The 26,058-nt window shown below is 63.5% G+C and carries 22 protein-coding genes and 2 pseudogenes; 19 read left to right on the forward strand and 5 right to left on the reverse strand.

Annotated features, from left to right (window positions below; all coding sequences use genetic code 11):
* The first annotated feature begins 361 nt into the window (after positions 1–361).
* The 8 genes and pseudogenes from ACIU1A_RS31910 (at position 362) to ACIU1A_RS31945 (ending at position 9,876) form a co-directional block, all read left to right on the forward strand.
* Positions 362–823 (forward strand): MerR family DNA-binding transcriptional regulator, encoded by a 462-nt coding sequence (locus tag ACIU1A_RS31910; RefSeq protein WP_140497287.1) that lies wholly within the window; start codon positions 362–364, stop codon positions 821–823.
* A gap of 265 nt (positions 824–1,088) precedes the next feature.
* Entirely contained in the window at positions 1,089–2,879 is a 1,791-nt protein-coding gene (locus ACIU1A_RS31915) for an acyl-CoA dehydrogenase (RefSeq protein ID WP_404926156.1), read from the forward strand.
* A gap of 112 nt (positions 2,880–2,991) precedes the next feature.
* Positions 2,992–4,161: an acyl-CoA dehydrogenase family protein gene (locus ACIU1A_RS31920; RefSeq protein ID WP_404926157.1), complete on the forward strand. Its 1,170-nt coding sequence runs from the start codon at positions 2,992–2,994 to the stop codon at positions 4,159–4,161.
* 31 nt (positions 4,162–4,192) lie between these two features.
* Positions 4,193–5,401 carry an acetyl-CoA C-acetyltransferase gene (locus ACIU1A_RS31925; RefSeq protein ID WP_140557624.1) on the forward strand — a complete coding sequence of 403 codons (1,209 nt, stop codon included), beginning with the start codon at positions 4,193–4,195 and terminating at the stop codon, positions 5,399–5,401.
* A 14-nt stretch (positions 5,402–5,415) separates the two neighbouring features.
* Positions 5,416–7,635, forward strand: coding sequence for a 3-hydroxyacyl-CoA dehydrogenase NAD-binding domain-containing protein (locus tag ACIU1A_RS31930; RefSeq protein WP_404926158.1), 2,220 nt, complete (start codon positions 5,416–5,418; stop codon positions 7,633–7,635).
* Positions 7,636–7,700: 65 nt separating this feature from the next.
* A pseudogene (locus ACIU1A_RS31935) lies at positions 7,701–8,245 on the forward strand (thioesterase family protein).
* A 123-nt stretch (positions 8,246–8,368) separates the two neighbouring features.
* Positions 8,369–9,013: a helix-turn-helix transcriptional regulator gene (locus ACIU1A_RS31940; RefSeq protein WP_404926159.1), complete on the forward strand. Its 645-nt coding sequence runs from the start codon at positions 8,369–8,371 to the stop codon at positions 9,011–9,013.
* A gap of 11 nt (positions 9,014–9,024) precedes the next feature.
* A complete protein-coding gene (locus tag ACIU1A_RS31945) occupies positions 9,025–9,876 on the forward strand; it encodes a thermonuclease family protein (RefSeq protein ID WP_404926160.1) in 852 nt (283 codons plus the stop codon).
* On the opposite strand, the pseudogene ACIU1A_RS31950 reads toward ACIU1A_RS31945, so the two are convergent.
* A pseudogene (locus ACIU1A_RS31950) lies at positions 9,842–11,489 on the reverse strand (lysine--tRNA ligase). The gene ACIU1A_RS31945 and the pseudogene ACIU1A_RS31950 overlap by 35 nt on opposite strands.
* Positions 11,490–11,648: 159 nt before the next feature.
* Between ACIU1A_RS31950 and ACIU1A_RS31955 the strand changes: the two are divergent.
* Positions 11,649–12,056 (forward strand): tellurite resistance TerB family protein, encoded by a 408-nt coding sequence (locus ACIU1A_RS31955; RefSeq protein ID WP_140496659.1) that lies wholly within the window; start codon positions 11,649–11,651, stop codon positions 12,054–12,056.
* Between the two features lie 67 nt (positions 12,057–12,123).
* On the opposite strand, the gene ACIU1A_RS31960 is transcribed toward ACIU1A_RS31955, so the two are convergent.
* Positions 12,124–12,885, reverse strand: coding sequence for a transporter substrate-binding domain-containing protein (locus ACIU1A_RS31960; protein ID WP_404926161.1), 762 nt, complete (start codon positions 12,883–12,885; stop codon positions 12,124–12,126).
* Between the two features lie 327 nt (positions 12,886–13,212).
* Between ACIU1A_RS31960 and ACIU1A_RS31965 the strand changes: the two genes are divergently transcribed.
* From ACIU1A_RS31965 to ACIU1A_RS31975, 3 genes are all read left to right on the forward strand, one after another.
* On the forward strand, positions 13,213–13,962 hold the full coding sequence (locus ACIU1A_RS31965) for a LuxR family transcriptional regulator (protein ID WP_246673029.1): 750 nt from the start codon (positions 13,213–13,215) through the stop codon (positions 13,960–13,962).
* A gap of 95 nt (positions 13,963–14,057) precedes the next feature.
* A complete protein-coding gene (locus ACIU1A_RS31970) occupies positions 14,058–14,696 on the forward strand; it encodes an acyl-homoserine-lactone synthase (RefSeq protein WP_140629547.1) in 639 nt (212 codons plus the stop codon).
* Complete coding sequence (locus tag ACIU1A_RS31975) at positions 14,693–15,460, forward strand: enoyl-CoA hydratase-related protein (protein WP_224680799.1); 768 nt, start codon at positions 14,693–14,695, stop codon at positions 15,458–15,460. The genes ACIU1A_RS31970 and ACIU1A_RS31975 overlap by 4 nt, the downstream gene beginning before the upstream one ends.
* 56 nt (positions 15,461–15,516) lie before the next feature.
* Here ACIU1A_RS31975 and ppk2 read toward each other — a convergent pair whose 3' ends face one another.
* A complete protein-coding gene (gene ppk2, locus ACIU1A_RS31980; RefSeq protein WP_404926162.1) occupies positions 15,517–16,425 on the reverse strand; it encodes a polyphosphate kinase 2 in 909 nt (302 codons plus the stop codon).
* A 194-nt stretch (positions 16,426–16,619) separates the two neighbouring features.
* Here ppk2 and ACIU1A_RS31985 point away from each other — a divergent pair, with 194 nt between their 5' ends.
* The 3 genes from ACIU1A_RS31985 to ACIU1A_RS31995 all read left to right on the forward strand — a co-directional run bounded on the left by ACIU1A_RS31985 (position 16,620) and on the right by ACIU1A_RS31995 (position 19,827).
* Positions 16,620–17,885: an ATP-binding protein gene (locus tag ACIU1A_RS31985; RefSeq protein ID WP_404926163.1), complete on the forward strand. Its 1,266-nt coding sequence runs from the start codon at positions 16,620–16,622 to the stop codon at positions 17,883–17,885.
* Positions 17,886–17,997: 112 nt separating this feature from the next.
* The gene (phoU, locus tag ACIU1A_RS31990; protein ID WP_140496645.1) at positions 17,998–18,723 is read left to right on the forward strand and encodes a phosphate signaling complex protein PhoU; all 726 of its coding nucleotides are present in this window, start codon (positions 17,998–18,000) and stop codon (positions 18,721–18,723) included.
* 96 nt (positions 18,724–18,819) lie between these two features.
* The gene (locus ACIU1A_RS31995; RefSeq protein ID WP_140629542.1) at positions 18,820–19,827 is read left to right on the forward strand and encodes a magnesium and cobalt transport protein CorA; all 1,008 of its coding nucleotides are present in this window, start codon (positions 18,820–18,822) and stop codon (positions 19,825–19,827) included.
* Between the two features lie 151 nt (positions 19,828–19,978).
* Here the strand turns inward: ACIU1A_RS31995 and ACIU1A_RS32000 are convergent, their stop codons facing one another.
* On the reverse strand, positions 19,979–20,497 hold the full coding sequence (locus ACIU1A_RS32000) for a GcrA family cell cycle regulator (protein ID WP_140496642.1): 519 nt from the start codon (positions 20,495–20,497) through the stop codon (positions 19,979–19,981).
* 355 nt (positions 20,498–20,852) lie between these two features.
* Here ACIU1A_RS32000 and ACIU1A_RS32005 point away from each other — a divergent pair, with 355 nt between their 5' ends.
* The 3 genes from ACIU1A_RS32005 (at position 20,853) to ACIU1A_RS32015 (ending at position 24,134) form a co-directional block, all read left to right on the forward strand.
* Complete coding sequence (locus ACIU1A_RS32005; protein WP_140496640.1) at positions 20,853–22,052, forward strand: aspartate aminotransferase family protein; 1,200 nt, start codon at positions 20,853–20,855, stop codon at positions 22,050–22,052.
* A 15-nt stretch (positions 22,053–22,067) separates the two neighbouring features.
* A complete protein-coding gene (gene argF / locus ACIU1A_RS32010) occupies positions 22,068–22,979 on the forward strand; it encodes an ornithine carbamoyltransferase (RefSeq protein ID WP_140496638.1) in 912 nt (303 codons plus the stop codon).
* 123 nt (positions 22,980–23,102) lie between these two features.
* Positions 23,103–24,134, forward strand: a complete 1,032-nt coding sequence (locus tag ACIU1A_RS32015; protein WP_404926164.1) for an Hsp33 family molecular chaperone — start codon at positions 23,103–23,105, stop codon at positions 24,132–24,134.
* A 137-nt stretch (positions 24,135–24,271) separates the two neighbouring features.
* Here the strand turns inward: ACIU1A_RS32015 and apaG are convergent, their stop codons facing one another.
* A complete protein-coding gene (apaG, locus tag ACIU1A_RS32020) occupies positions 24,272–24,664 on the reverse strand; it encodes a Co2+/Mg2+ efflux protein ApaG (RefSeq protein WP_404926165.1) in 393 nt (130 codons plus the stop codon).
* Between the two features lie 231 nt (positions 24,665–24,895).
* Between apaG and ACIU1A_RS32025 the strand changes: the two genes are divergently transcribed.
* Complete coding sequence (locus tag ACIU1A_RS32025) at positions 24,896–26,047, forward strand: ceramide glucosyltransferase (RefSeq protein ID WP_404926166.1); 1,152 nt, start codon at positions 24,896–24,898, stop codon at positions 26,045–26,047.
* The last annotated feature ends 11 nt before the right edge of the window (positions 26,048–26,058 follow it).

Genomic DNA, 26,058 nt, shown 5'->3' on the forward strand with positions numbered 1-26,058 from the left:
GACAAGCTTCCCGGGGTTCACCCGCGCTCCGAAAAACCGTGAAAAATTCGATACAGGATAAACACGGGTAGCCGACATGCGCACAATTCGCCCAACGTGGTAAACAACGCGTTAACCAAGCTTAAGAAGTTGCGACGAAGTTCGCGGTGAACCGGCCGCTGCGGCATAAAGCGCCGCCCGCACAACGCCCTTGCGTCATGAGAGGGCTATCGGTATAGAATTGACGTAAACGTAAAAGGCGCATCAAGCGTGCTGTTTGCGATTTGTTTGTCGAAACCACGGCTGGAAGCACGCCCCCGCTTTCAGTCAGGCATCGCTTGGTCCGGGACCGCGACGCCACAGACGGGGAAAGCCAGTGACCATGAAGCTTATCTCGGCCGGCGAGACCGCGGCCAATACCAACACTATATCCGTTGACTCCGGCGAGGACCTCGTCCGCATCGGCGAAATGGCCAAGAAATACGGCGTGACGCTGCGCACGCTGCGTTTCTACGAAGACAAGGGCCTGCTCAACCCGCAGCGCGACGGTTCAACCCGCCTCTACACGCGCCGCGACAGGGTTCGGCTGAAACTGATCCTGCTCGGCCGCAAGGTCGGGTTCTCGTTGCGCGACGTCAAGCAGATGATGGATCTCTATGATCCCACCGGCTCCAACACCAAGCAGTTGCGGCTGGCATTGGACAAGTCGGAGAAGCAGCTTGCCCGCCTCCAGAAGCAGCGCACGCTCATCGATGACGCCATCAGCGAATTGAGCACCTCCATGGCTGCCGTCCGGCAGATGCTGGTCGAGCGCTCGGCGCCGCAGGCGAGCGTCGCCGGCTGATTTGCCCCGCCGCCTTGCGGCGCAACGTCCATGATCGAAAAAAGCCGTGTGGCGAGCGCCACGCGGCTTCTTTCATTGGGGGTTCCACCACATGCACTGCATCGCGTCCGGTTTGCTGCGGTGCAGGAGAAATTTTGTCGCATCGGCTGAATTGACGTTTACGCAAACGTCAATTTTTGTTATCTCCCGCTGCAACACGGATCCGCATGCCGCCCTGACATGAATTCGGGGGTTTCGGATCAGGTCCGCAGGGTGGAGGAAGAGCATGCCGATCTACAGGGCGCCCGTTCAGGATACGCTGTTCGTGCTCAACGAGGTGCTGGGCTACCAGCGCCATTCCAATCTCCCCGGCTTTTCCGATGCAACGCCCGACGTGCTCGAGGCGATCCTCGCCGAGGCCGCCAAGCTCGCGGAAAACGTCATGCATCCGCTCAACCGTGTCGGCGACATGGAAGGCTGTGTGCGCCATGACGACGGCTCGGTGACGACGCCCAAGGGCTTCAAGGAAGCCTTCGACCAGTATCGCGAAGGCGGCTGGATGGGGCTGGCGGCGCCTGTCGAGTTCGGCGGCCAGGGCCTGCCCTATGCCGTGCATACCGCCGTGGCTGAGTATATGGTGTCGGCCAATATGTCGCTGATGATGTATCCGGGCCTGACGCAGGGCGCGATCGCGGCGATCATCACCCATGGCACCGACGAGCAGAAAGCCAAATGGCTGCCGAAGATGGTCGAGGGCGCCTGGACCGGCACCATGAACCTGACCGAGCCGCATTGCGGCACCGATCTGGGCCTGCTGCGCACCAAGGCCGTGCCGAATGGCGACGGCACTTACAAGATCTCGGGCCAGAAGATATTCATCTCGGCCGGCGAGCACGACATGGCGGACAACATCGTCCACCTGGTGCTGGCCCGCATCGAGGGGGCGCCCGAAGGGGTGAAGGGCATCTCGCTGTTCATCGTGCCGAAGCTCAAGCTCGATGCTTCTGGCAATCCCGATGAGAGGAACACCGTCTCCTGCGGTTCCATCGAGGAGAAGATGGGCATCCACGGCAATTCGACCTGCGTCATGAATTATGACGAGGCGCAAGGCACGCTGCTGGGGGAGGCCAATGGCGGTCTCAAGGCGATGTTCACGATGATGAACGAGGCGCGGCTCGGCGTCGGCCTGCAGGGGCTGTCGCTGTCGGAGATTGCCTACCAGAACGCCGTCGCTTACGCCAAGGACCGCTTGCAGGGCCGCTCGCTGTCGGGGCCGAAGGCGCCGGACAAGAAGGCCGATCCCATCATCGTCCATCCCGACATCCGCCGCAGCCTGATGACCATGAGGGCCTTCAACGAGGCCGGCCGCGCGCTGGCGCTGTGGACGGCGATCAAGTCGGACATCGCCCATCGCTCCGCCGACGACAAGGACCGCCAGGCGGCCGACGACTACACCGGGCTGATGACGCCGGTGGTCAAGGGCGTGCTCACCGACAAGGGCTTCGATCACGCCGTGATGGCGCAGCAGGTGTTCGGCGGCCATGGCTACATCGAAGAGCACGGCATGAGCCAGTTCGTGCGCGATGCCCGCATCGCCATGATCTATGAAGGCGCCAACGGCATCCAGGCGCTCGATCTCGTCGGCCGCAAGCTGGGTCTGAACGGCGGCCGCGCGGTGCAGGCGTTCTTCAAGGAAGTCGGCGAGTTCTGTGAAGAGAACCGCGCCGACGAGAAGATGGCCCCCTTCACCAAGGCATTGAAGAAGAGCCTCAACGATCTTCAGACGGCGACCATGTGGCTGCTGCAGAACGGCATGGCCAAGCCCGACAATGCCGGCGCCGCCTCGACCGACTACATGCATCTCTTCGGCCTCGTGGCGCTCGGCTATATGTGGGCGCAGATGGCCAGGGCCGCCCAAGGCAAGTCGGGCGCCAACGGCGCGTCGTCCTTCTACGACAACAAGCTGGTGACGGCGCGCTTCTTCATGGAGCGGATCATGCCGGAAACCGCGACGCGTCTCGCCCGCATCTCCAGTGGCGCCGATACGTTGATGGCACTGCCGGCGGAAGCGTTCTAGAAATGGTCCCTCTCCCTTTGAGGTGAGGGCGGTCCAGAGGGGCCGGGAGGGGGCGCCGCGACAGTGCGCGGATCTCAATTTCGATGGCAGACCTTGGGAGGAAGATCATCGCATGACCAACCCAGCCGAAATCCTTGGCCTGCCGAAGCCCGCCTGGGCGGCGGACGAGGTCGGCATGCTCTACGACATGGCGCACCGCTTCATGTCCGAAGAGATCGCGCCGCGTTACGACGAGTTCGAGAAGAACGAAATGGTCGACCGCGAGAGCTGGCTGAAGGCCGGTGCCGCCGGCCTGCTCTGCGCCTCAATGCCGGAGGAATATGGCGGATCGGGCGGCACCTTCGCCCATGAGAGCGCCATCATCGAGGCCATCGGCCATGTCGGCGTCGACGGCTTCGGCATCGGTCTGCACAATTCGATCGTCGCCCCCTACATCCTCCACTACGGCTCGGAGGAGCAAAAGAAGAAATGGCTGCCGAAGCTCGCCACCGGCGAACTGATCGGCGCCATCGCCATGACGGAGCCCGGCGCCGGCTCCGACCTGCAAGGCGTCAAGACGCGGGCCGAGAGGGACGGCAACCAATACAAGATCAATGGCTCCAAGACCTTCATCACCAATGGCCAGCTCGCCAATTTCATCATCGTCGTCACCAAGACCGATCCGGCCAAGGGCGCCAAGGGGACTTCGCTGATCGTCGTCGAGACCGACGAGGTCGACGGCTTCGAGCGCGGCCGCAACCTCGACAAGATCGGCTTGAAGGCCAATGACACGTCCGAACTGTTCTTCAACGGTGCGCGTGTGCCGACCTCCAACCTGCTCGGCCACGAGGAGGGACAAGGCTTCATCCAGCTCATGCAGCAATTGCCGCAGGAGCGTTTGCAGATCGGCACCGGCGCGATTGCCATGGTCGAGCGCGCGCTGGCGCTGACCATCGAATACGTCAAGGAGCGCAAGGCGTTCGGCAAGGCGGTCATCGATTTCCAGAACACCCAGTTCAAGCTGGCCGAACTGAAGACCGAGGCCACGATCGGCCGCGTCTTCTACAATGATTGCGTGGCGCGCCACATCGATGGCGGTCTCGATCCGGTGACGGCGTCGATGGCCAAGTACTGGCTTTCCGACCTGCAGGGCAAAGTCGTCGACGAATGCCTTCAATTGCATGGCGGCTATGGCTACATGAATGAATATCCGATCGCCCGCATGTTCCGCGACGCCCGCGTCCAGCGCATCTATGGCGGCACCAACGAGATCATGAAATTGCTGATCGGCCGCTCGCTCTGAGCATCGGTCGGCAAACCCAAGGAGCAGGAAAATGGCCGAAGCTTACGTCTATGACGCCGTTCGCACGCCGCGCGGCAGGGGCAAGAAGGATGGCTCGCTGCACGAAGTGCCGGCAGTGCGGCTCGCCGCCAGGACGCTGGAGGCGCTGCGCGACCGCAACGGGCTCGACACTGCAACTGTCGACGACATCATCTTCGGTTGTGTCGACCCGGTCGGCGAGGCGGGGTCGGTCATTCCGCGCGCCGCGGCCTTCGAGGCCGGCTACGCGACCTCGGCGCCCGGCATGCAGATCTCGCGCTTCTGCGCCTCCGGCCTCGACGCCATCAATTTCGGCGCCGCCAAGATAGCCCAGGGCGCCGATGAGATCGTCATTGCCGGCGGTGTCGAATCGATGTCGCGCGTCGGCATGGGCGCCTCGGGTGGCGCCTGGTTCATGGACCCTTCGGTCGGCCTGCCCGGCTGGTTCGTGCCGCAAGGTATTTCGGCCGACCTGATCGCCACAAAATACGGCTTCAGCCGGGACGATGTTGACGCCTACGCCGTCGAGAGCCAGAAGCGCGCGGCAAAATCCTGGGCCGATGGCCGCTTCAGGAATTCGGTGATCCCGATTAAGGACCAGAATGGTCTCACCATCCTCGACCATGACGAGCATATGCGCCCATCGACCGACATGCAGTCGCTGGCCTCGCTCAATCCCTCCTTCGTCATGCCCGGCGAAATGGGCGGCTTCGACGCCGTGGCGGTGCAGAAGCATCCGGAAGTGGAGGAGGTCAATCACGTCCACCATGCCGGCAATTCGTCGGGCATCGTCGACGGCGCGGCGGCCGTGCTGCTGGGCTCGAAGCGGGCCGGCAAGGCCATGGGCCTGAAACCGCGCGCCCGCATCCGCGCCTTCGCCAACATCGGCTCCGAGCCGGTGCTGATGTTGACCGGCCCCGTTGACGTCACCGAGAAGCTGTTGAAGCGCGCCAAGATGAAGCTGTCGGACATCGATCTGTTCGAGCTCAACGAGGCCTTCGCCTCCGTGGTGCTGCGCTACATGCAGGCCTTCGATATCGAGCACGACAGGATTAACGTCAATGGCGGCGCCATCGCCATGGGCCATCCGCTGGGCGCCACCGGCGCGATGATCTTCGGCACCGTGCTGGACGAGCTCGAGCGCCGCGATTTGAACACCGCGCTGGTGACGCTGTGCATCGGCGCCGGCATGGGCACCGCAACCATCATCGAACGCGTCTGACGGGGAGAGAAACGATGAGCTACACCAATTTCACCCTCGACACCGACGCCGACGGCATTGCACTGGTCACATGGAACATGCCGGACCGCTCGATGAACGTCTTCACCGAGGAGGTGATGCGCGAGCTGAACGCCATTGTCGACAAGGTGGCGGGCGACGCCGCCATCAAGGGCGCGGTCATCACCTCCGGCAAGGATACGTTCTCAGGCGGCGCCGACATCACCATGCTCCAGAAGATGCTGACGACCTTCGCGGCTGAAAAGGGCAAGGATCTCGAAAAGGCGACCAGGGCGCTGTTCGAAAACGCCGGCACCATGACCGGTCTGTTCCGGAAGCTGGAAACATCGGGCAAGCCGTGGGTTTCGGCAATCAACGGCACCTGCATGGGCGGTGCATTCGAAATGTCGCTGGCCTGCCATGGCCGCGTCGCCGCCGATTCCGACAAGGTGAAGATGGCGCTCCCCGAGGTGAAGATCGGTATTTTCCCGGGCGCCGGCGGCACCCAGCGGGTGCCGCGTCTCACCGACCAGCAGCAGGCGCTGCAAATGCTGACCTCCGGCCAGAACCTGTCGCCGCAGAAGGCGAAGGCGATGGGCCTGATCCACGAGGTCGCCGAGCCGGCCAAGCTGGTCGAGACTGCGAAGGCCATGATCAGGAACGGCCTCAAGCCGGTAGCGCCGTGGGACGAGAAGGGATTCAAGCTGCCCGGCGGCCCGGTCTATTCGGCGGCGGGCGCTAATCTGTGGCCGCCGGCCATCGCCATCCTGCGCCGCGAGACCTATGGCAATTATCCGGCCGCCGCGGCGATCCTGAAATGCGTCTATGAGGGCCTGCTGGTGCCGTTCGACACCGCCCTCAGGATCGAACAGCGCTATTTCACGGAGATCATGCAGACCAAGGAAGCGGCGGCGATGATCCGCTCGCTGTTCGTGTCGTTGCAGGAACTCAACAAGGGCGCGCGCCGCCCGGCCGGCGTGCCGGAAACCAGGTTCAAGAAGATCGGTATTCTCGGCGCGGGCTTCATGGGCGCCGGTATCGCCTATGTCACGGCCAAAGCCCGCATCCCGGTGGTGCTGCTCGACCGCGACATGGAGTCCGCCGAGAAGGGCAAGGCCCATTCGGATGGTCTGATCTCGGATCAGGTGAAGAAGGGGCGTGCCAAGCCCGAGGACAAGGACAGGCTCCTGTCGCTGATCACGCCGACATCGGACTATGCCGACCTTGCCGGCTGCGATCTCGTGGTCGAGGCGGTGTTCGAGGATTCCGCGGTGAAGAAAAGCGCCACCGAACAGGCGGAAGCGGTGCTGAAGTCGTCGGCGATCTTCGCGTCGAACACCTCGACCATTCCGATCACCGCCCTGGCCAAGAATTCGGCGCGGCCGAAGAATTTCATCGGCATCCATTTCTTCTCGCCGGTCGACAGGATGATGCTGGTCGAAATCATCCTTGGCAAGAAGACCGGTGACAAGGCGCTGGCCACCGCGATCGACTTCGTGCGCGCCATCAAGAAAACGCCGATCGTCGTCAACGATACGCGCGGTTTCTACGTCAACCGCTGCGTCCTGCGCTATATGTCGGAAGCCTACAAGATGTTGATCGAGGGCGTTCCGGCACCGATGATCGAGAACGCCGCCAAGGCCGCCGGCATGCCGGTCGGCCCGCTGGCGCTGACCGACGAGACGGCCATCGACCTCGCCCAGAAGATCATGAAGCAGACCATCAGGGATCTCGGCGACAAGGCGGTCGACCCGAAGCAGATGGCGCTGATCAACACCATGGCCGACGACCACGGCCGCTTCGGCCGCAAGAACGGCAAGGGCTTCTACGACTATCCGGCCAAGCCGGCCAAGAAGAAGCTGTGGCCGGGCCTTAAGGAGCTCTATCCGCAGCTCAAGCCGGAGAAGGTCGACTATGCGGAATTGCAGCAGCGCCTGCTGGTCACCATCGCGTTGGAAGCGGCTCGGGTGATGGAGGAGGGCATCGTCACCGATCCTCGCGAGGCCGATGTCGGCTCGATCCTGGCCTTCGGCTTCGCGCCCTATACGGGCGGCGCGCTGTCCTACATCGACGGCATCGGCGCCGGGCAGTTCGTCAAGATCGCAAAGAGCTTGCAGAAGAAATACGGCGCCGAGTTCAAGGTGCCCAGGCTGCTGCTCGACATGGCCGAAAAGGGCGAGACTTTCTACCAGCGCTTCGACCCCTACGCGAAGGGCGACGTGAAGCAGGCGGCCTGAGCGTGGCCGGAATCAAAGGTGTCGTGGCGTCCCTTGCGCGTCCGAAAAAGACGCGCCGCGCCGTAATGTATGTCTGGGGCGCCTTGCGCGAATGATGGCCACGGCGCGCAGCCGTGGCTCTTACCAGATGGGTGATGAAAGCCGGTTGGCCTTTCGCTGCCTGCCGACGGACATCGATTTCAACCGCCATCTCAACAATGCCCGCTATATGATGCTGGCGGACCTTGGCCGCATCGATATCTTCATCCGCGCCGGCCTCATCACGCTGGCGAGAACGAATGGCTGGGCGCCGATGATCGGCGGGCTGCAATCGGCCTATGTGCGTGAGATCAAACTGTGGCGGCGTTTCGAAGTGGTGTCTTCGATCGAGACCTGGGAAGGCAGCCAGGTCATCGGCAAGCACCGTTTCGTCCTCGACAATGGCGAGACCGCCGCATTGATCATGACGACAGCCGGCGTCTACGACCGCGCCGCCCGGCGCTTTCTCGATATTGACGAGGTTGTCGCCGCGCTTGGCCGCTCCGCCCAGCCGCGTCCGCCCAGCGAAGCCGAGCGGGCGTTCATGGCCTCGCACCGGAACCTGCGGGAGCAGGCCAAGCGGATCGGTTGACCCGGAAACCGGAATTGGCGCGGCCAGCAGGAAGATGTAGTGCCATGGCACAACCGGTGGACAAACCTTCATTCGAAGACTAGAAAGGAAAGGCATTTTTTCCTTTTTGCAAGGAGAGCGGAATTGCTCTCGCATGACCGTGTTTGGGCCGCCATCGACGCTCTGGCCGAGCGGTATTCGCTCTCGGCTTCCGGCCTGGCGAAGCGGGCCGGCCTTGATTCGACTGCCTTCAACAAGTCGAAGCGACTGTCGTCGGACGGCAGGCCGCGCTGGCCCTCGACCGAATCGCTGGCCAAGATCATCGAGGCGACGGGCGCTTCGCTCGACGAATTCACCGGGCTGATAGAAGGTCGGGCCGCCCACGGCGCGATGCCCGCCCGCGGGCGTGCCGTTCCGTTGCTCGGCTTTGCCCAGGCCGGCGCCGGCGGGTTTTTCGACGATGCCGGCTTCCCGGCCGGTCAAGGCTGGGATCTGGTGGAACTGCCGGCGCAATCGACCGAGAGTTCCTATGCGCTTCAGGTGCAAGGCGATTCAATGCTGCCGCTCTACCGCAATGGCGACGTGCTCATCGTCGAGCCGGCAGCCCTCATCCGCAAGGGCGATCGCGTCGTCGTCAAGACGACGGGCGGCGAGGTGATGGCCAAGGTGCTCGATCGCCAGACCGCCAGGTCGATCGCACTGGTTTCGCTCAATCCCGATCATCCCGACCGCGACATTCCCATGCGCGAGGTTGAATGGGTGGCGCGGATCGTCTGGGCAAGCCAATAGGGTGCGGGCGGGTGCGGCTTCCTCATCTTGTCCTTGCGGTTCTGATGATCCCGGTGATGGCCGCGCTGGTAGTCGCCGGCGGCCGCGCGCTGAAGAGCGGCGAAGCTACCGTCGCGGTGGAACAGATCGATCCGAGCGCCGATACGGTCTCTCAGCCAGGCACCGACGGTGTGCCGGAGGAGCCGGCCACATCGGCCATTGCCGCTCCGCCGCCCCCCGCCGCTAGCCCGCACTCGCGTGCGATCGATCCCCAAGTCGTGGCGCCGCCGGAGCTTCCCAGCAAGGAGCTGGAGCGGGTGGAGCCGCGCGCGCCGTTGAGCAAGCTGGCGCTGGCCATGCCGCCCAAGCCGAAAATGCCGGACGACTGGAAAGGGACGAAGCTGTTCCAGCCGGTCGCGCCCGCCGCCGGACTGATCGAGGCGAAGGGCTATTCTGTCGCGGTTTCCGGCGTCGACATTGTCGGGCAGGACGAGACCTGCACCTCGGACGGTAAATCCTGGCCCTGCGGCGTCCGCGCGCGCACGGCGTTCCGCGCCTTCCTGCGCGGCCGGGCGGTGGTCTGCGCCGTGCCGCCGGAAGGCGGCCGCGACCTGATCGCCGCCGACTGCCGGATCGGCAAGCAGGATGTCGGCCGATGGCTGGTCGAGAACGGCTGGGCGCGCGCCGCCAAAGGCGGCCCTTACGTCGAAGTCGGGGAAAAAGCGCGCAGCGAAAGGAAAGGCATTTTCGGATCGGCGCCAAGCCTTTCAGGCGTGCCTTCGATGCCGGCCGCCCGCGCCCCGGCGCCGCAAGCGCCGGGCTCGATCTTGGAAGAGGTCGGCGGCATTCTCAAGCCAGCTGACCAGCCAACGCCTTCTGAATGAGCCCGCGCGTCTCGGCGATGCCGTAGAGTGCCGCGAACGAGCCGAAGCGCGGTCCGCGCTCCTGCCCGATCAGCACCTGGTAGATCATCTGGAAGAAGGCGCCCGAAACGCCCGGACCACCTTCGGGGCTCTTCTTGGAATGATCCTGATAGCGTTCCACCTTGCGGGCGATGTTGAGCGCGGCGTTCTGGATCGCCTCGCCGTCCGAGCCCGCCGGCAGGGCGCCGAGCGCCTGATCCAACGCTTCCAGCGCCTCCCGCTCGACGTCGTCGGGCGCGCGGAAGGTCTTCGTCGGCTTCACGAAATCGTCGAAATAGCGGATCGCATAACCCGTCAGCCTGTCGAGCTCAGGGTGGGTCGCCGGCGTCACGCCCCGCACATGGCGCGAGATGAAGCCCCACAGCACGTCCTTGTTCTGCGCATTGGAGGCGCTGACCAGGTTGAGCAGCAGCGAGAACGGCACGGGCATGTCGATGGCGGGCGGATTGCCGTCGTGCATGTGCCAGACCGGGTTGCCCAGCCGTTCCTTCCAGTCCTGCCTCCGATAGGCTGCAAGGAAGGTGTAATATTCGTCCACGGCCCGCGGGATGACGTCGAAATAGAGCTTCTTGGCCTGTCGCGGCCGCTGGTACATATAGAGCCCCAGGCTCTCCGTCGGCGCGTAGGTCAGCCATTCGTCGATGGTCAGACCATTGCCCTTGGATTTGGAGATCTTCTGGCCGTTCTCGTCCAGGAACAGCTCGTAGACGAAATGCTCCGGCGCGTGCCCGCCGAGGATGTTGCAGATGCGGTCATAGACCACCGCATTGGTCTGATGGTCCTTGCCGAACATCTCGAAATCGACGCCAAGGGCCGCCCAGCGCATGCCGAAATCGGGCTTCCACTGCAAGCTTCACCTTGCCGCCGGTAACCGGAAGCGTGGTCTCGGTACCGTCATCGTCGAAGGTGATGGTGCCCGCCCTGGCATCGACGTGCTTCATGGGAACGTAGAGCACGCGGCCGCTCTTCGGCGAGATCGGCAGGAACGGACTGTAGGTCGCCTGCCGCTCCTCGCCCAGCGTCGGCAGCATCACCGCCATGATCTGGTCGTAGCGTTCGGCCGCGCGCAACAGCATCGCGTCGAAGCGGCCGGTCTTGTAGTACTGCGTCGCGCTGGCGAACTCGTAGTCGAAGCCGAACGTGTCGAGGAAGCGGCAGAGCATCGCGTTGTTGTGGTCGGCGAAACTCGCATAATCGCCGCCGAAAGGGTTGGGCACCGAAGACAGCGGCTTGTGCAGGTGCGGCTCCATCGCCGCGCGATCCGGCACGCTGTCGGGTATCTTGCGCATGCCGTCCATGTCGTCGGAAAAGCACAGCAGCTTGGTGGCGACCTTGTCCTGCGTGATGACGCGGAAGGCATGCCGCACCATCGACGTGCGCGCCACCTCGCCGAACGTGCCGATATGCGGCAGGCCGGACGGGCCATATCCGGTTTCGAACAGCACCGTTTGCGGGAGTTCGCGGCCCTTGTAGCGCTCGATGATCTTGCGGGCTTCCTCGAACGGCCACGCCTTGCTTTCGGCCGCCGCCGTCAGCACTTCGGGATTGAGATCGATGATGTTTGATCCCGCCATGTCACTGTTTTCCAAATTAGACGCCGGCAAAGCCGCAAGTGAGGATTTTCAACCGGTCTCTATGCGCGCCTGACCGGAGCGTCAACGAGCGCGGCGCTTTTTCCTTGCAGCGCAGGGAACGCGTTCCTACCTTCGCAGCCCGTATCGAGGAGTTGTTGAATGCCGACCCCGCATGAAGCGCTGATCTACCTGATGGTCATCACCTCCGCCTCCGACCGCGACATGACGGATGTCGAGCTGGCGCGGATCGGCGAGGTCGTCCGCTCATGGCCGGTGTTCGAGGATTTCGACCACGACCGCCTGGTTGGCGTCGCCCAGGCCTGCCAGAAGAAGCTGCATGAAAAGGGAGGGCTGGAGGGTGTCCTGGCAAGCGTGGCCGAGGCCCTGCCGGAGCGCCTGCGCGACACCGCCTATGCGGCCGCCTTCGAGGTCGCGGCCGTCGATCTCGAAATGCGGATGGAGGAGGTGCGGGTGCTCCAACTCATTCGCCTCAAGCTCGATCTCGACACGCTGACCGTCGCGGCGATCGCGCGTGCGGCCAAGGCGCGCCTGCGCACGCTGACCTGAGCGGCGACACTCAACCCGACCGGAAGAAACTGATCGGGACCGGATCAGAAAGCTGACCGGGACCGGATCAGAAGAAACTGACCGGGAAATAGCGCAGGTAGAACTCGGCGAACGTGCCTTTCAGCGAAATCTCCTGCAGCGCGTAGTCGAGAGCGGCGGCCAGCGCCGGGTCATCGGATCGGGCGGCGATGGCCATGCCCGAACCCAGATATTCCGGCGCCAGATAAGGTCCGCCGGCAAAGCGGCAGCAGCCGGCCGCATCCGAACCGCCCAGCCAAAAGGCGAAACGCATGCCATCGCCGAAGGCGGCATCGATCTTGCCGGCCTTGAGGTTGGCGTAGAGGTCTTCCGGCCTGTCGAAGGTGACGACCTGAACGGTGTTGAAATAATCGCGCAGCATGCGCTCATGCGCCGAGCCTGATATCACGCCGACACGCTTGCCGCGCAGCTTGGCGAACAGCGGCTCGGTCAGCGCCTCGCCCTTCGGCATGATGAAGCGCGCCGGAAATTGCAGGTAGGAGCGCGAGAAGGCGTATGTCTGGCGTGACTGCGGCGTCGCGGCGATGCCGGCAATGATCGCTTCGCCTTCGCCTTTCTCAAGCGCTCCTTCGAGCTCGGCCCACGGCAATGCCTGGATCTGACATTTGTCGACGATGCCGAGCTCGGCGCAGATGGCGCGCGCCAGGTCGATGTGGAAACCGGACAGCTTTCCCGCGGCGTCCAGGAAGTTGAAGGGCGGGAAATCGGTTGTGGTCAGGAACCGCAGCCGCGGCAGTGCGGAGAGATCCGGTTTCGGTAGCCGCTCCTTGGCATCCCACAGCACCGGCACCTGCGGCTCGGCGCGCGCGCGCGCTCACCCAACGCCAGCGACGCGATCAGCATCGACGCAAGGACGAGAGACCTCCGCTGGAACGCCATGATAAACTTCCGCCGCACCTGTGTTCGCATCGGTTCTGGTACGAAAATAGTACAGGCACAATGCTTTTTGATTTCAACGCGTCGATTTCAGGATATGCTTTAGCGGGTTTGCAAACAGCGGTGGCTGCCCTGGTGGGGGACCAGGGTCGAGAACCACAACCACAAGGCAACGCTTTGCAATCCCTGGTCGGTGGCGAAGTGCCAACAAGGCACGGATCATCGATTTCAACGAGGCAACATGGGGTTTGATGTTGCGATGGGTCAGTTCGATCGCACGCTGGAATACATAGATCACCTGCAGCATGCCGGAACGGCGGCTGCGGTTTGCGAGAGGCTGTTGGGCATAACATCGGATTTTGGCCTGACCGCTCTGATGGCGGGCACCGTTCCGCAGCCGGGCACCCCGACCGGCCAGCAGAAGCAGCATGTGCTGCTTTGCGACTGGCCTGTCGAATGGCTGGAGCGCTACGTGGCGCGCAACTATGTCGATCACGACCCGATCGTCAGCCACATGAAACAGTTGCAGGCGCCGTTCCAGTGGCGGGAAGCGGCCCAGGGCGTTAGCATCGACAGAAGCAGCGGCGAAGTGATGGGCGACGCCGTCGTGTTCAAGCTGCGCGACGGGCTGGCCTTCCCGCTGATCACGCTCGACGGCCAGATCGTCATGGTGTCACTGGGTGGCGAGGCCGTGGAACTGTCCGCCGCCGAGTTCGGCCTGGTGTCGCTGGTGTCGACCTATGCGGTGGGCCGCGCCATGCAGCTTCACACGAAGGCCAGCAAGACCATCGATAGCGTAGAGCTGACACCGCGCGAACGCGAATGCCTGCAATGGGCCGCCGTCGGCAAGTCCGAATGGGAGATTTCGCAAATCCTCGGCATCTCCGAACACACGTCGGAGAAACACCTCCTTAACGCCAAAAGCAAACTCGGCGCCGTCAACCGCGTACAGGCAGTCGCTGAAGCGATAAGGCGCGGCTATATTAGTTAGGTCGGCCGGGTCGGCCTAGAAATTCCTGCCTACGTGATCGCGTAATTTTCTTGCGAGGGCACGGCCGTATCTTCCTCTTGAACAGGAGACGGCAAATGATTTTTTCCCTTACAACAAAAGAACTGATGGAACATCCCGATCTGTGGGAGGCCGTGCATCGGCTGCGCTACAGGATTTTTGTCGAGGAAATGGGGTGGGAGGACCTGCGGCGCCCCGATGGCTTCGAGATCGACCAGTTCGATCATGACGAAGCGGTGCATCAGATCGTCATCAGAGGCAACGAGGTCGCGGGCTACCAGAGGATGTTGCCGACCACGCGGCCGCATCTGCTAACGGAGGTGCTGACCGACCTTTCCGTGGGAACGCCGCCGTCGGGTCCGAACATCTGGGAACTGACCCGTTATGCGGTCGCCCCCGGCTTTCGCGACGGCCGCCGGGGCGTCTCGACCGTCGGTACCGAGCTCATTGCCGGCTTCGTCGAGTGGGGGCTGAAGCGCGGCGTCGACAAGGTGATCATCGAGTTCGAGCCGATGTGGGTGCTGCGCGCGCTCCAGTTGCATTTCCTGGCCACGCCGCTGGGCTATCAGCGCACCTATGGCAACCAGCAGGTCGTCGCGACGCTGCTCACCTTCAACGAGCACACGCTGGATGTGGTGCGTTCGCGCCGCAATCACCACGCTCCCGTTCTGGCCAGGGGATATCCCGATATGTTCGGGCAAAGGCGGGCGTCATGAGATCGGAAACGGCCATGAACGCGCACCCGCAACCCGAACTGCGCAACCACACGCTGATCGTTACCGTATCGTCGACCGACGGCCGGCCGGTGCTCGACAGAAGGGCCTATGAAAGCCTGGCCAGGACATTTCACGAAGCCGCCGACAATGACGATGTGCGTGTCGTCGTGCTGCGCGGTCTGGCGGGCTGCTTCTGCCTCGGCGGCGATTTTTCCGAATTTCTCGACGCTACCAAGCACCAGAAGCTGATCGCCGCCGTCACCGACATGTTCCGCACGCTGGCGACGTTCCCCAAACCCATACTGGCCTGTGTCGACGGCGATGCGGTCGGCGTTGGCTGCACCATCCTGTTCCATTGCGACATGGTGATCGCGTCCGCCGAAAGCACGTTCCGGGTGCCGTTCGTCGATTTCGGCCTGGTGCCGGATGCCGCGACCAGCATCCTGGCGCCGCAGAAGCTCGGCTACGCCGGCGCCTTCCGCTTTTTCTGCCTCGGCGACACGCTGTGCGCCGACGACGCCAGGGCGCTCGGCCTGGTCGCCGAGATCGTCTCCGAAGGCAGCGTCGAGGAGGCAACCCTCGGCCGGGCAAGGCAGCTCGCCAGGAAGCCGGTCGCCGCGTTGCTGCAGACGCGCGGCCTGCTCAAGGGGAACCCTGCGGAACTTTGCGAACGCATCGATCAGGAGATCTCGCTGTTCCAGCAGGCGCTGCAGGACGACACCACGCTGCGGCGGCTGCAGCGGATTGCCCGGTTAGCAGCCTGAGCGTCGCGCCAAAGGCGTTGCGCCACGCGGTCCAGTGCCGCGTGGCGCAGGCACCGTCAGTCCTGTTTTGCCAGGAATGACGGCCCTTCGCCGATGATTTTCTTGTCTTCCTTGCCGATGATGTCGAGGTCGCGGCCGTCATAAGGCAGCGACAGGAGGATGCGCCGCATCACCGCCAGCCGCGCGCGGCGCTTGTCGTTGGCACGCACGATGATCCAGGGAGCGAATTCCTTGTGGGTGCGCTCGAACATGGTATCGCGCGCCCTGGTGTAGTCGTCCCACTTGGTAATGCCGGCAATGTCGATCGGCGAAAACTTCCAGCTCTTCAGCGGGCTGTGGCGGCGATCGTGAAATCGCTCGAGCTGCGTTTCCCGGCCGATGTTCAGCCAGAATTTGAAGAAGTGGATGCCGTCATTGACGATCATCCTTTCGAAGTGCGGCGTCTCGTCGAGAAACCTCTCGTGCTGTTCGGGCGTGCAGAAGCCCATCACCGGTTCGACGCCGGCGCGGTTGTACCAGGAACGGTCGAACGTGACGAATTCGCCCGCGGTCGGGAAGTGGTCTGCATAACGCTGGTAGTACCATTGCCCCAGCTCGGTCGGCGTCGGCTTGGTCAGCGCTACGTTGCGTGCCGTGCGCGGATTGAGGTAATGGCGCAGGACGAAAATCGTGCCGCCCTTGCCGGCCGCGTCGCGGCCCTCGAACAGCGCCATCATCCGCTTGCCTGTCGACTGCAGCCACGCCTGCGCCTTGACCAGCTCGATCTGCAAGGCCTCGAGCGTCTCGTCATACTCGTCGCTTTTCATCTTCTTGTCGTAGGGATAGCCACCCGCGGTCAGCTTGCGCTCCTCGACCCAGTCCGGCAGTGCCGGATTCTCGATGTCGAACTCCCGCTCCTTGCCGTTGATCCTGAGCTTCAGCGGCCCCGGGGTCGCCGCGGCGGTGTTTTCCTTGGCTTTTTTCATCGAGGCGAACCTTTCCAGCTTACGGACTCGTGCTATTGAGCCATTGCAGTGCCGCGCGCCGCTTCAGACGCAAAGGGCGCTGCACTTTTGGATTTTGCGCATGATCCTTTCCGAAAATCGATTCTGATTTTTCGGCGTCATGCGCCAGGCCGGTCCAGCGAAATTGCCGGACCGGGAGCGGGGCGCAGGCGCGAATGGCGGACCAGGGCGCAGATGAGAAGGGCATGGCGCAGGCGCTTGCCGCGCGGCTGTGGAACAGCCGATGGCTGCTGGTCGCCGGTCTTGTCGCGGTCATGGCGGTTTATGCCTTTGCGGGCATTTCCGCCTATGTGCTGCTGCCGGCGCTGGCTTTGCTGCTGGTGGCGGCGATGATACCGGCTGGAGCCACGCGCCAGCCCGGCGAAAGCGGCGCGGCGATCGAGGCCATCGGCCTGCAACGCCTGTCCGGCGAATATCTGGCGGCGGCCGTCGTCGACCCCTTGATCATCTTCGACCATGCCGCGGCCATCGTTCATGCGAACGCCGCCGCCTTCGCCGCCTTTGGCGGCATCGCGCCTGGCGTATCGTTGTCGCTTAAATTCCGGGCGCCGGAAATGCAGGCTCTTCTGGACGGCGTGCTGTCGGGCGAGGTCGCGTCGGATGTCATCGATTACACCGAGAGGCTGCCGGTCGAGCGGACTTACCGGGTCAGTGCCTCCTCCGTCGGTCACGGCACTGATCTCTACGTGATGGTGTTCAAGGACCAGAGCGAAGCGCGCCGCATCGACCGCATGCGCGCAGATTTCATCGCCAATGCCAGCCACGAATTGCGCACGCCGCTCGCCTCGATATCGGGTTTCATCGAAACGCTGCGCGGACCGGCCCGCAATGACCCGGCGGCGCGCGAGCAGTTCCTGCAGATCATGCAGAACCAGACCGGCCGCATGGCACGCCTGATCGATGACCTTTTGTCGCTGTCGCGGCTGGAGATGAAGCCCTATCTGCGGCCGGGGACCGAGGTCGACCTGCGCCAGACCGTCGACAGCGTCATCGATTCGCTGGCCCCGCTGGCGCGGGAAAACGGCGTCGTCATCGAGCGGGATTTCGCCGACGGCCCTCTCGACGTGCCGGGCGACCGCGACGAACTGTTCCAGGTCTTCGAGAACCTTCTGGAAAACGCCTGCAAATATGGGCAGTCGGGCGGCCGCGTGGTGGTGTCGATCGAGCGCGGCGACGCCGAGGGCGAAGCGGTCATCGACGTGACGATCAGGGATTTTGGCCCCGGCATTCCCGAGGAGCACATTCCGCGCATCACGGAGCGCTTCTATCGCGTCGACGTCGAGAGCAGTCGAACCCAGAAGGGCACAGGCCTTGGCCTGTCGATCGTCAAGCATATCCTGACGCGCCACAACGCCAGGCTCTCGATCAAGTCCGAAGTCGGCAAGGGCGCCGCCTTCTCGGTTCATTTGCCGGCGGCCTGAGGCGCCCTAGTTTCCAAGCTGCCATTTCTTTTTTCTGTCATCCGGTTAGCGTATCAGCGGGGATTCGAGGAAACGACTCAAAGTCAGATCATCCGTGGGAAGGCATCCGGTCATGCAGTCCGTGCACATAGTCAGCGCCTATGACGAGGAGCTGAAAGATCTGTCGAAGCGCATCGCCGCCATGGGCGGACATGCCGAACGCATGGTCGAACAGGCGATCTCCGCCCTGGTCAATGCCGATCCCGGCCTTGCCCAGAAGGTGATCCGCGACGACGCCGTCCTCGACGAAGGCCAGCGCGAAATCGACGACAGGGCAATCATCATCATCGCCCGGCGCCAGCCGATGGCGACGGACTTGCGCGAGATCGTCGGCGCGATCCGCATCTCGGCCGATCTCGAGCGGGTCGGCGATCTCGGTAAGAATGTCGCCAAGCGTGTGGTGGCGGTTGCCGACGGGCGCCAGCCGACCAGCCTGTTCCGCGGCCTCGAAGCCCTGGCCGACCTGGCGTTGACCCAACTCAAGGAAGTGCTCGACGTCTACGCCTCGCGCTCGGTCGAAAGGATCGGCTTCGTACGTGACCGCGACGACCAGATCGACGCCATGTACACGTCGCTGTTTCGCGAATTGCTGACCTACATGATGGAAGATCCGCGCAACATCACGCCCTGCACGCATCTGCTGTTCTGCGCCAAGAACATCGAACGCATCGGTGACCATGCCACCAACATTGCCGAGACGATCTACTATATCGTCACCGGCGACCAGATGCCTGCCGACCGGCCGAAGGGCGACAAGACGGACAAGATCGGCCTTTCCGCAACGCAGCCGATCAAGTGAACGCACTTTCTCTCGAACGTTTGGTCGTATTGCGCTAGACTATCCCTGAGGCAAGCCTGCTGGTTCCCAGCAAAGGCAGTGCTTCGGGAGGCTGCGATGGAATATGTCCGGGACTTCAAGCCCGCGCCGCCGACATCGGCCGTCATCGCCTCCAGCGTCTACACAGCCGGGCGCCGCATCGCCGACATCCCGATCGAGGAAGCCGGCACATGGGCCAGGAAAGCGGGACACGTCGTGTGGATCGGGCTGCTTGAACCCGACCGCGAGCTTCTGCTGCGCGTGCAGGCGCAATTTCATCTGCATGAGCTCGCAATCGAGGATGCCGAGCATCCGCACCAGCGGCCGAAGATCGAGCAATATGGCGATGCGCTGTTCATCGTCGCCCGCACCGCGCAGCTGATCGAGGGCCGCGTCACCTTCGGCGAGACGCATCTGTTCGTGGGCAGCGGCTACATCGTCAGCGTCAGGCACGGCCCTTCGACATCCTATGCTGTGGTGCGCCAGCACTGGGAAAGCTGCCCGCATTCACTGGCCAAGGGCGAGGATTTCGTCCTCTATGCCATTCTCGATTTCATCGTCGACAACTACATGCCGGTGCTCGAGCAGATCGAGGATGAGGTCGAGGCGATCGAGGACCGGGTCCTGCTGAAGCCGATGACCGGCCCCGATATCGAACGCCTTTATATGCTGCGTCGCGATCTGTTGCGGCTGCGCAATGCCGCACTGCCGCTGGTGGAGGTCTGCCGCCGGCTGACCAGCGCCGACCTGCCGCAGATCCATTCAGCCATGCACCCGCTGTTTCGTGACGTGACCGACCATATCCGCACCGTCCAGGAAAAGATCGACAGCTTACGCGAAGTGCTGGCCTTTGCTTTCGAGGCGAGCCTGCTGGTGGGCCAGAGCCAGGAAACGGCGATCTCCAAAAAGCTCGCCTCATGGGCGGCAATCCTGGCTGTGCCGACAGCCTTCGCGGGAATATACGGCATGAATTTCAGCGACATGCCGGAACTGAAAATGGAATACGGCTACCCGATGGTGCTGCTGGCGATTGCGCTGATCTGCTGCTTTCTCTACTGGCGGTTTCGCAAGAATGGATGGCTGTGAGAGTAGGGCAGTAGGGCAGTAGGGCAGTAGGGCAGTAGGGCAGTAGGGCAGTAGGGCAGTAGGGCAGTAGGGCAGTAGGGCAGTAGGGCAGTAGGTTTAGAGAACGCTCGGGAGCGCAAATTCAAAACAGACTGCCCTACTGCCTTAGTCCTTATCTATTCCGCCGCCGCTCCGCTGCCGGCTGGAACGCCACGCGGGCATGGTATTTACAATAGGGGCCGGTTTCGGCGGCTTCGTTGCCGCAGAAATTGAAGTCCTCCGACAGCGGATCGCCGTTCGGCCATTTGCAGGTGCGCTCGGTGAGCTCGGTGAGTTGGAGATGCCGCGAGATCGGCACCACCACATTCTCGACCGGCCGAATATAGTGGCGGGCCACCGGCTCGGCATCGAACTGCGCTTGCAGCGCCGTTGCTCCGATCGATGTCGTGACGTGGCGGGTCGCACTCGCGGGGCGCGACACCGATTTCTGCGCGCCCGACCCTTGCGCCGTCTTCTTCTGGCGTGCCGGCGCTGCCGTGGCGCGCCCGCGGCCCGACAATTTCAGCCGGTGCACCTTGCCGATGACGGCATTGCGGCTGACCCCTCCAAGCTGGGCAGCAATCTGGCTTGCGCTCAGACCCTCCGACCACAGTTTTCTCAAGAGTTCGACCCGCTCGTCAGTCCAATTCATGACCGCGCTCCTGCTAAGCGTACGGCAATCGGAATCCATTCCCGGCCCAGCACCACTGCTGGGGCAGACACCACATATATCTGGTGATTAGGTCCGCCGCACGAAATCTAGTTATTTCCCGACTACAACTACCTTATGCGCTGACTCGGTGACAAGAGTCCGAAGTGCAACACGAATCGGTTTTTTCGGTTTTCCCCAACTTGCCAGCTCACTTATGAGCCGGCGTCCCGTCGGGAGGCTTGCCGCGCGCCACTACGCGACGTTTTCGTTGACTTCATGGCTGAAAAACCCGATAAGCCGCAAAGGCCGCCGCTTTGGCGGCTTTTTTGATTTTCCGGTTCCGGAGACGCATATAATGAGCGGTTCGGCGCTTTTCGAGACCTTTGCTCGCGCACCCCTGGCTTTCGACCATGGGGAAGGCACTTGGCTGGTTACCGACAAGGGCGAGCGATATCTCGACTTTGCCGGCGGCATAGCCGTCAATTCGCTGGGCCACGGCCATCCGCATCTGGTCGCGGCGCTCACTGAACAGGCTGCCAAGCTCTGGCACGTCTCCAATCTCTACGAGATCCCGGGGCAGAGCCGGCTCGGCGAGCGGCTGGCCGACGCCACCTTCGCCGACAAGGTGTTCTTCACCAATTCGGGCGCCGAGGCGCTGGAATGCGCGATCAAGACGGCGCGGCGCTACCATTTCGTCAAGGGCCATCCCGAGCGTTTCCGCGTCATCACTTTCGAGGGCGCCTTCCATGGCCGCACGCTGGCGACCATCGCGGCCGGCGGCCAGTACAAATATCTCGAAGGCTTCGGCCCCAAGGTCGAGGGTTTCGACCAGGTCGGCTTCGACGATATCGACGCCGCCGAAAAAGCGATCACGCCGGAGACCGCGGCGATCCTGATCGAACCGGTGCAGGGCGAGGGCGGTATCCGCCCGGTGCCGACACAATCGCTGAAGCGGCTGCGGCAGCTCTGCGACCAGCACGGCCTGCTGTTGATCTACGATGAGGTCCAGTGCGGCATCGGCCGCACCGGCAAGCTGTTCGCGCATGAATGGTCGGGGGTCGCTCCAGACATCATGGCCATCGCCAAAGGCATTGGCGGTGGCTTCCCGATGGGCGCCTGCCTTGCCACCGACGAGGCGGCTGTCGGCATGACCGCGGGCGTCCACGGCACTACGTTCGGCGGCAACCCGCTGGCCATGGCGGTCGGCAATGCCGTGCTCGACGTGGTGCTGGAGGAGGGCTTCCTGGCGGATGTGCAGCGCAAGGCGCTGTTGTTGAAGCAAGGGCTGGCAGGGGTGGCCGACGAATTCCCCGAGGTCATTGAGGATATCAGGGGCACGGGGCTGATGCTGGGCCTCAAATGCGCCATGCCCAACGGCAAGGTGAACATGGCGCTGCGCGACCAGCATCTGCTCGCGGTTCCGGCCGGCGACAACGTCATTCGCCTGCTGCCGCCGCTCACCGTCACGGACAGCGAGATCCATGAAGCGCTGGAGCGCATTCGCGCCGGCGCCAAGGCCCTGACCGAGGCAATCGCCGCTGAAGCCGCGAAGTAAATTCGAAAGCTCCTGATGTCACTTCGTCATTTCACCGACCTCTCCGCCGTTTCCGAAGGCGACCTGCGCTCCATGCTGACCGACGCAGTGGAGCGCAAGGCGCGCCTCAAGGCGGGCGAGCGCTCGAAACCGCTCGAAGGCAAGGTGCTGGCGATGATCTTCGACAAGCCGTCGACGCGCACGCGCGTCTCCTTCGATGTCGGCATGCGTCAGCTTGGCGGCGAGACCATCATGCTGACCGGCACCGAGATGCAGCTCGGCCGCTCCGAGACCATCGCCGACACCGCCAAGGTTCTGTCGCGCTATGTCGATGCCATCATGATCCGCACCACCTCGCATGAGCGGCTGCTGGAGCTGACCGAGAATGCGACCATCCCGGTGATCAACGGGCTCACCGACGATACCCATCCTTGCCAGCTGATGGCCGACATCATGACCTTCGAGGAGCATCGCGGTCCGGTCGCCGGCAAGACCATCGCCTGGACCGGCGACGGCAACAACGTGCTGCATTCGCTGCTGGAAGCCTCGGCGCGGTTCCGCTTCAACCTCAACGTCGCGGTGCCCGAAGGCAGCGAGCCGGCGCAGAAGCATGTCGACTGGTCAAAGGCGCATGGCGGCAAGCTCTCCTTTACCCGCTCGCCAGAGGAAGCCGTCGACCAGGCCGACTGCATCGTCACCGACTGCTGGGTGTCGATGGGCCAGGAGCACCGTGCCCGCGGCCACAATGTGTTTTCGCCCTACCAGGTCAACGCCAAGCTGATGGCCAAGGCAAAGCCCGACGCGCTGTTCATGCATTGTCTGCCGGCGCATCGCGGCGAGGAAGTGACCGACGAGGTCATCGACGGTCCACATTCGGTGGTCTTCGACGAGGCCGAGAACCGGCTCCACGCCCAGAAGGCCGTGCTTGCCTGGTGTCTTGGGGCCTGAAGTGGACTTGAAGTGTCTTGGCGCTTGACGTGCCGGGGAACTTGATCTCCGGAGGCGCGATGCCTATCTGCGCGGCATCACGCAAATCAAGCGCGTTTAGACGCATGCTCCCCAAAGGGCGGCATGGCCGCGCCCTGGAGCTTTGTCATGCTGGAAACCCATCAAGTGGCTGAACATCACCCCAAACTCGGCGAATTCGGTTACGCCGGCGATGATCACGTCGTGCCCTTCGAGGTCGGCCCGCTCGATGTGCGCGGCCGCACCGTGCAGCTTGGACCGATGCTCGATGCGATCCTTGGCCGCCATGATTATCCCGAGCCGGTCGCCCGGTTGCTGGCGGAAGCCTGTGTGCTGACGGTGCTGCTCGGCACCTCGCTCAAGTTCGAGGGCAAGTTCATCCTGCAGACCCGCACCGACGGGCCTGTCGACATGCTGGTCGCGGATTTTTCCACCCCCTCGGCGCTGCGTGCCTATGCGCGCTTCGATGTCGACCGGCTGGAGGCGCTGATTGCGGCCGGCGAGACCTCGCAGCAGACGCTGCTCGGCAACGGTGTGCTGGCGCTGACCATCGACCAAGGTGCCCACACGCAACGTTACCAGGGCATCGTCCAGCTCGACGGCGAGACCCTGGAAGAGGCCGCGCGCACCTATTTCCGCCAGTCGGAGCAGATCCCGACCGATCTCCGGCTTTCGGTCGCCAAGCTTTTGACGCCCGGCCCCGGCGGCGCGCACGAGCAGTGGCGGGCGGGCGGCATCCTGGCGCAGTTCCTGCCGCAGGCCTCCGAGCGCATGCGCGTTCCTGACCTGCCCGGCGGGGATGGCGATCCGCGCGAGGAGATCCACGATCCCACAGACAATTCCTGGCAGGAATTGCTGGCGCTGCTCGGCACTATCGAGCCGACCGAACTGATCGATCCGACCATCGGCGCAGAGCGGCTGCTCTATCGTCTGTTCCACGAGCATGGCGTGCGCGTCTTCGGCGGCGTTCCCGTCGCCGATCAGTGCTCATGCTCCCGCGACAAGATCCGCGGCATCCTCGAGGGCTTCTCCGCGCAGGAGATCAAGGACAGCACCGAGGACGGCGGCATCCACGTCGCTTGCGAGTTCTGTTCGACGCAATATGACTTCGACCCGGCGGAATTTACGACTCAGTAGGGTTTCTTGTTTCTCCCCGTTCTACGGGGAGAAGGGGCCCGAGAGCGGATGACGGGCGGCGCTGCCCCTCATTCCTGCCGGACATTTCTCGCCGTATGGTGACGGGGAGAACAACGCTGTCGCCGATTTCGCCGGGTCTAATTCACCGTCCGCCTTGTCCCCGGCAGGTCGAGTGAGAAGGCGGGGATGGCGATGTCGAATGTCTCGCCCCGCTCGTTGCGCATGGTGTAGTGGCCGACCATGATCCCCGACGGCGTCGAGAGCGGACAGCCCGACGTGTATTGGTAGCTGTCGCCGGGATTGAGTTCGGGCTGATCGCCGACCACGCCGGCGCCTCGCACTTCCTCGACCCGGCCGGCGCCGTCGGTTATGTGCCAATAGCGCGATAACAGCTGCACGAATTCGTCGGACTGGTTGTCGATCGTTATCTGGTAGCCCCAGACGTAGCGGTTTTCCGTAGGATCCGAGCGGTCCCCGAGATAGAACGGCCTGACCTGCACTTCGATGTTGCGCGTGACGGCGCGGTACATGAGCGGCTCCAAAACAAATCCGGTGCGGAACATTCGGCGCTCTTTGCGGTTCGATCAACCGTGCGCGTCCGAGTTGCTGTCCCTGAAGGGCAGGTGCCGACAAACAATGTCATTTGAGTGACACATGACAATGATGGTGTGCACCAGCAATGCCGGGCGACTCGGGCGCTCTGTCGAACTGTCGAAAACGGCCGCCAAGCGGGCCGGTTTTTCTGGAGTGACCGGATATCGATGGAACTCGCTCTCATAACCGGCTCGCTTTCGATCGCTCTCATCGCCTCAAATCTCGCCAGCATCCTGCTCGCCTGCTCGCGCCTGAAACGGCGCGCCGCCATCGCGCCGCCGGCCGGCAAGCCGCTGCCTGTGTCGATCGTCATCCCGGCGCGCGGCGTCGAGCCGTTTACCCATGAGACGCTTGAGCGCGCTTTCTCGCTCGCCTGGCCCCGCTACGAACTGATCTTCTGTGTCGCCCATGCCGACGACCCCGCGGTCAAGCCGATCCGCGCCGCGATTGCCCGCTTTCCAGCCGTGCCGGCCCGCCTGCTCACCGGCGACAACCGCGTCAGCGCCAACCCGAAACTGAACAACTGCGTCAAGGGCTGGGAGGCTGCGCGCCACGACTGGGTCATTCTCGCCGATTCCAACGTGCTGATGCCGAAAGACTACGTCCAGCACCTGATGGCGGCATGGCGCCGGGACACCGGCCTGGTTTGCTCGACGCCGATCGGTTCGCGGCCCGACGGCTTCTGGGCAGAAGTCGAATGCGCCTTTCTCAACACGCTGCAGGCGCGCTGGCAATATGCCGGCGAGGCGCTTGGCCTCGGCTTTGCCCAGGGCAAGAGCATGTTGTGGAACAAGCAGATGCTCGACGCCAATGGCGGCATCCGTGTGCTCGCCGCCGAGATCGCGGAGGATGCCGCGTCGACCAAACTGGTCAACAGGCTCGGCCTGCGCGTCAATCTCGTCGCTTCGCCCTTCGAGCAGCCGCTCGGGCAGCGCATGCCGGGCGAGATCTGGTCGCGCCAGGCCCGCTGGGCGCGCCTGCGCCGCGTCACCTTTCCGCTCTTCTTCGCGCCCGAGATCCTGACCGGCGTGGCGGCTCCGCTCGTGCTGGCGCTGATCGCCGCGGCCAGCGCCGGCGTCAGCCTGCCCATGACAGCGCTTTGCGTGCTGGCGCTCGCCTACCTGCCGGAATGCATGCTCGCCTCGGCAAAGGGCTGGTATCTGTCGCCGCGCATCGTCACCGCGATGATCGCACGCGACCTGATGTTGCCGGCGATCTGGATGCGCGGTTGGCTGGGCGGGGCCGTCGACTGGCGCGGCAACGCCATGACCATCGGCACCAAGGCGGCCGAGCTCGAAGAGACGCCCTCCCGCGCTTGATGTCGGCGGTT

Source organism: Mesorhizobium maamorense, from assembly GCF_044998965.1.
Taxonomy (GTDB): domain Bacteria; phylum Pseudomonadota; class Alphaproteobacteria; order Rhizobiales; family Rhizobiaceae; genus Mesorhizobium.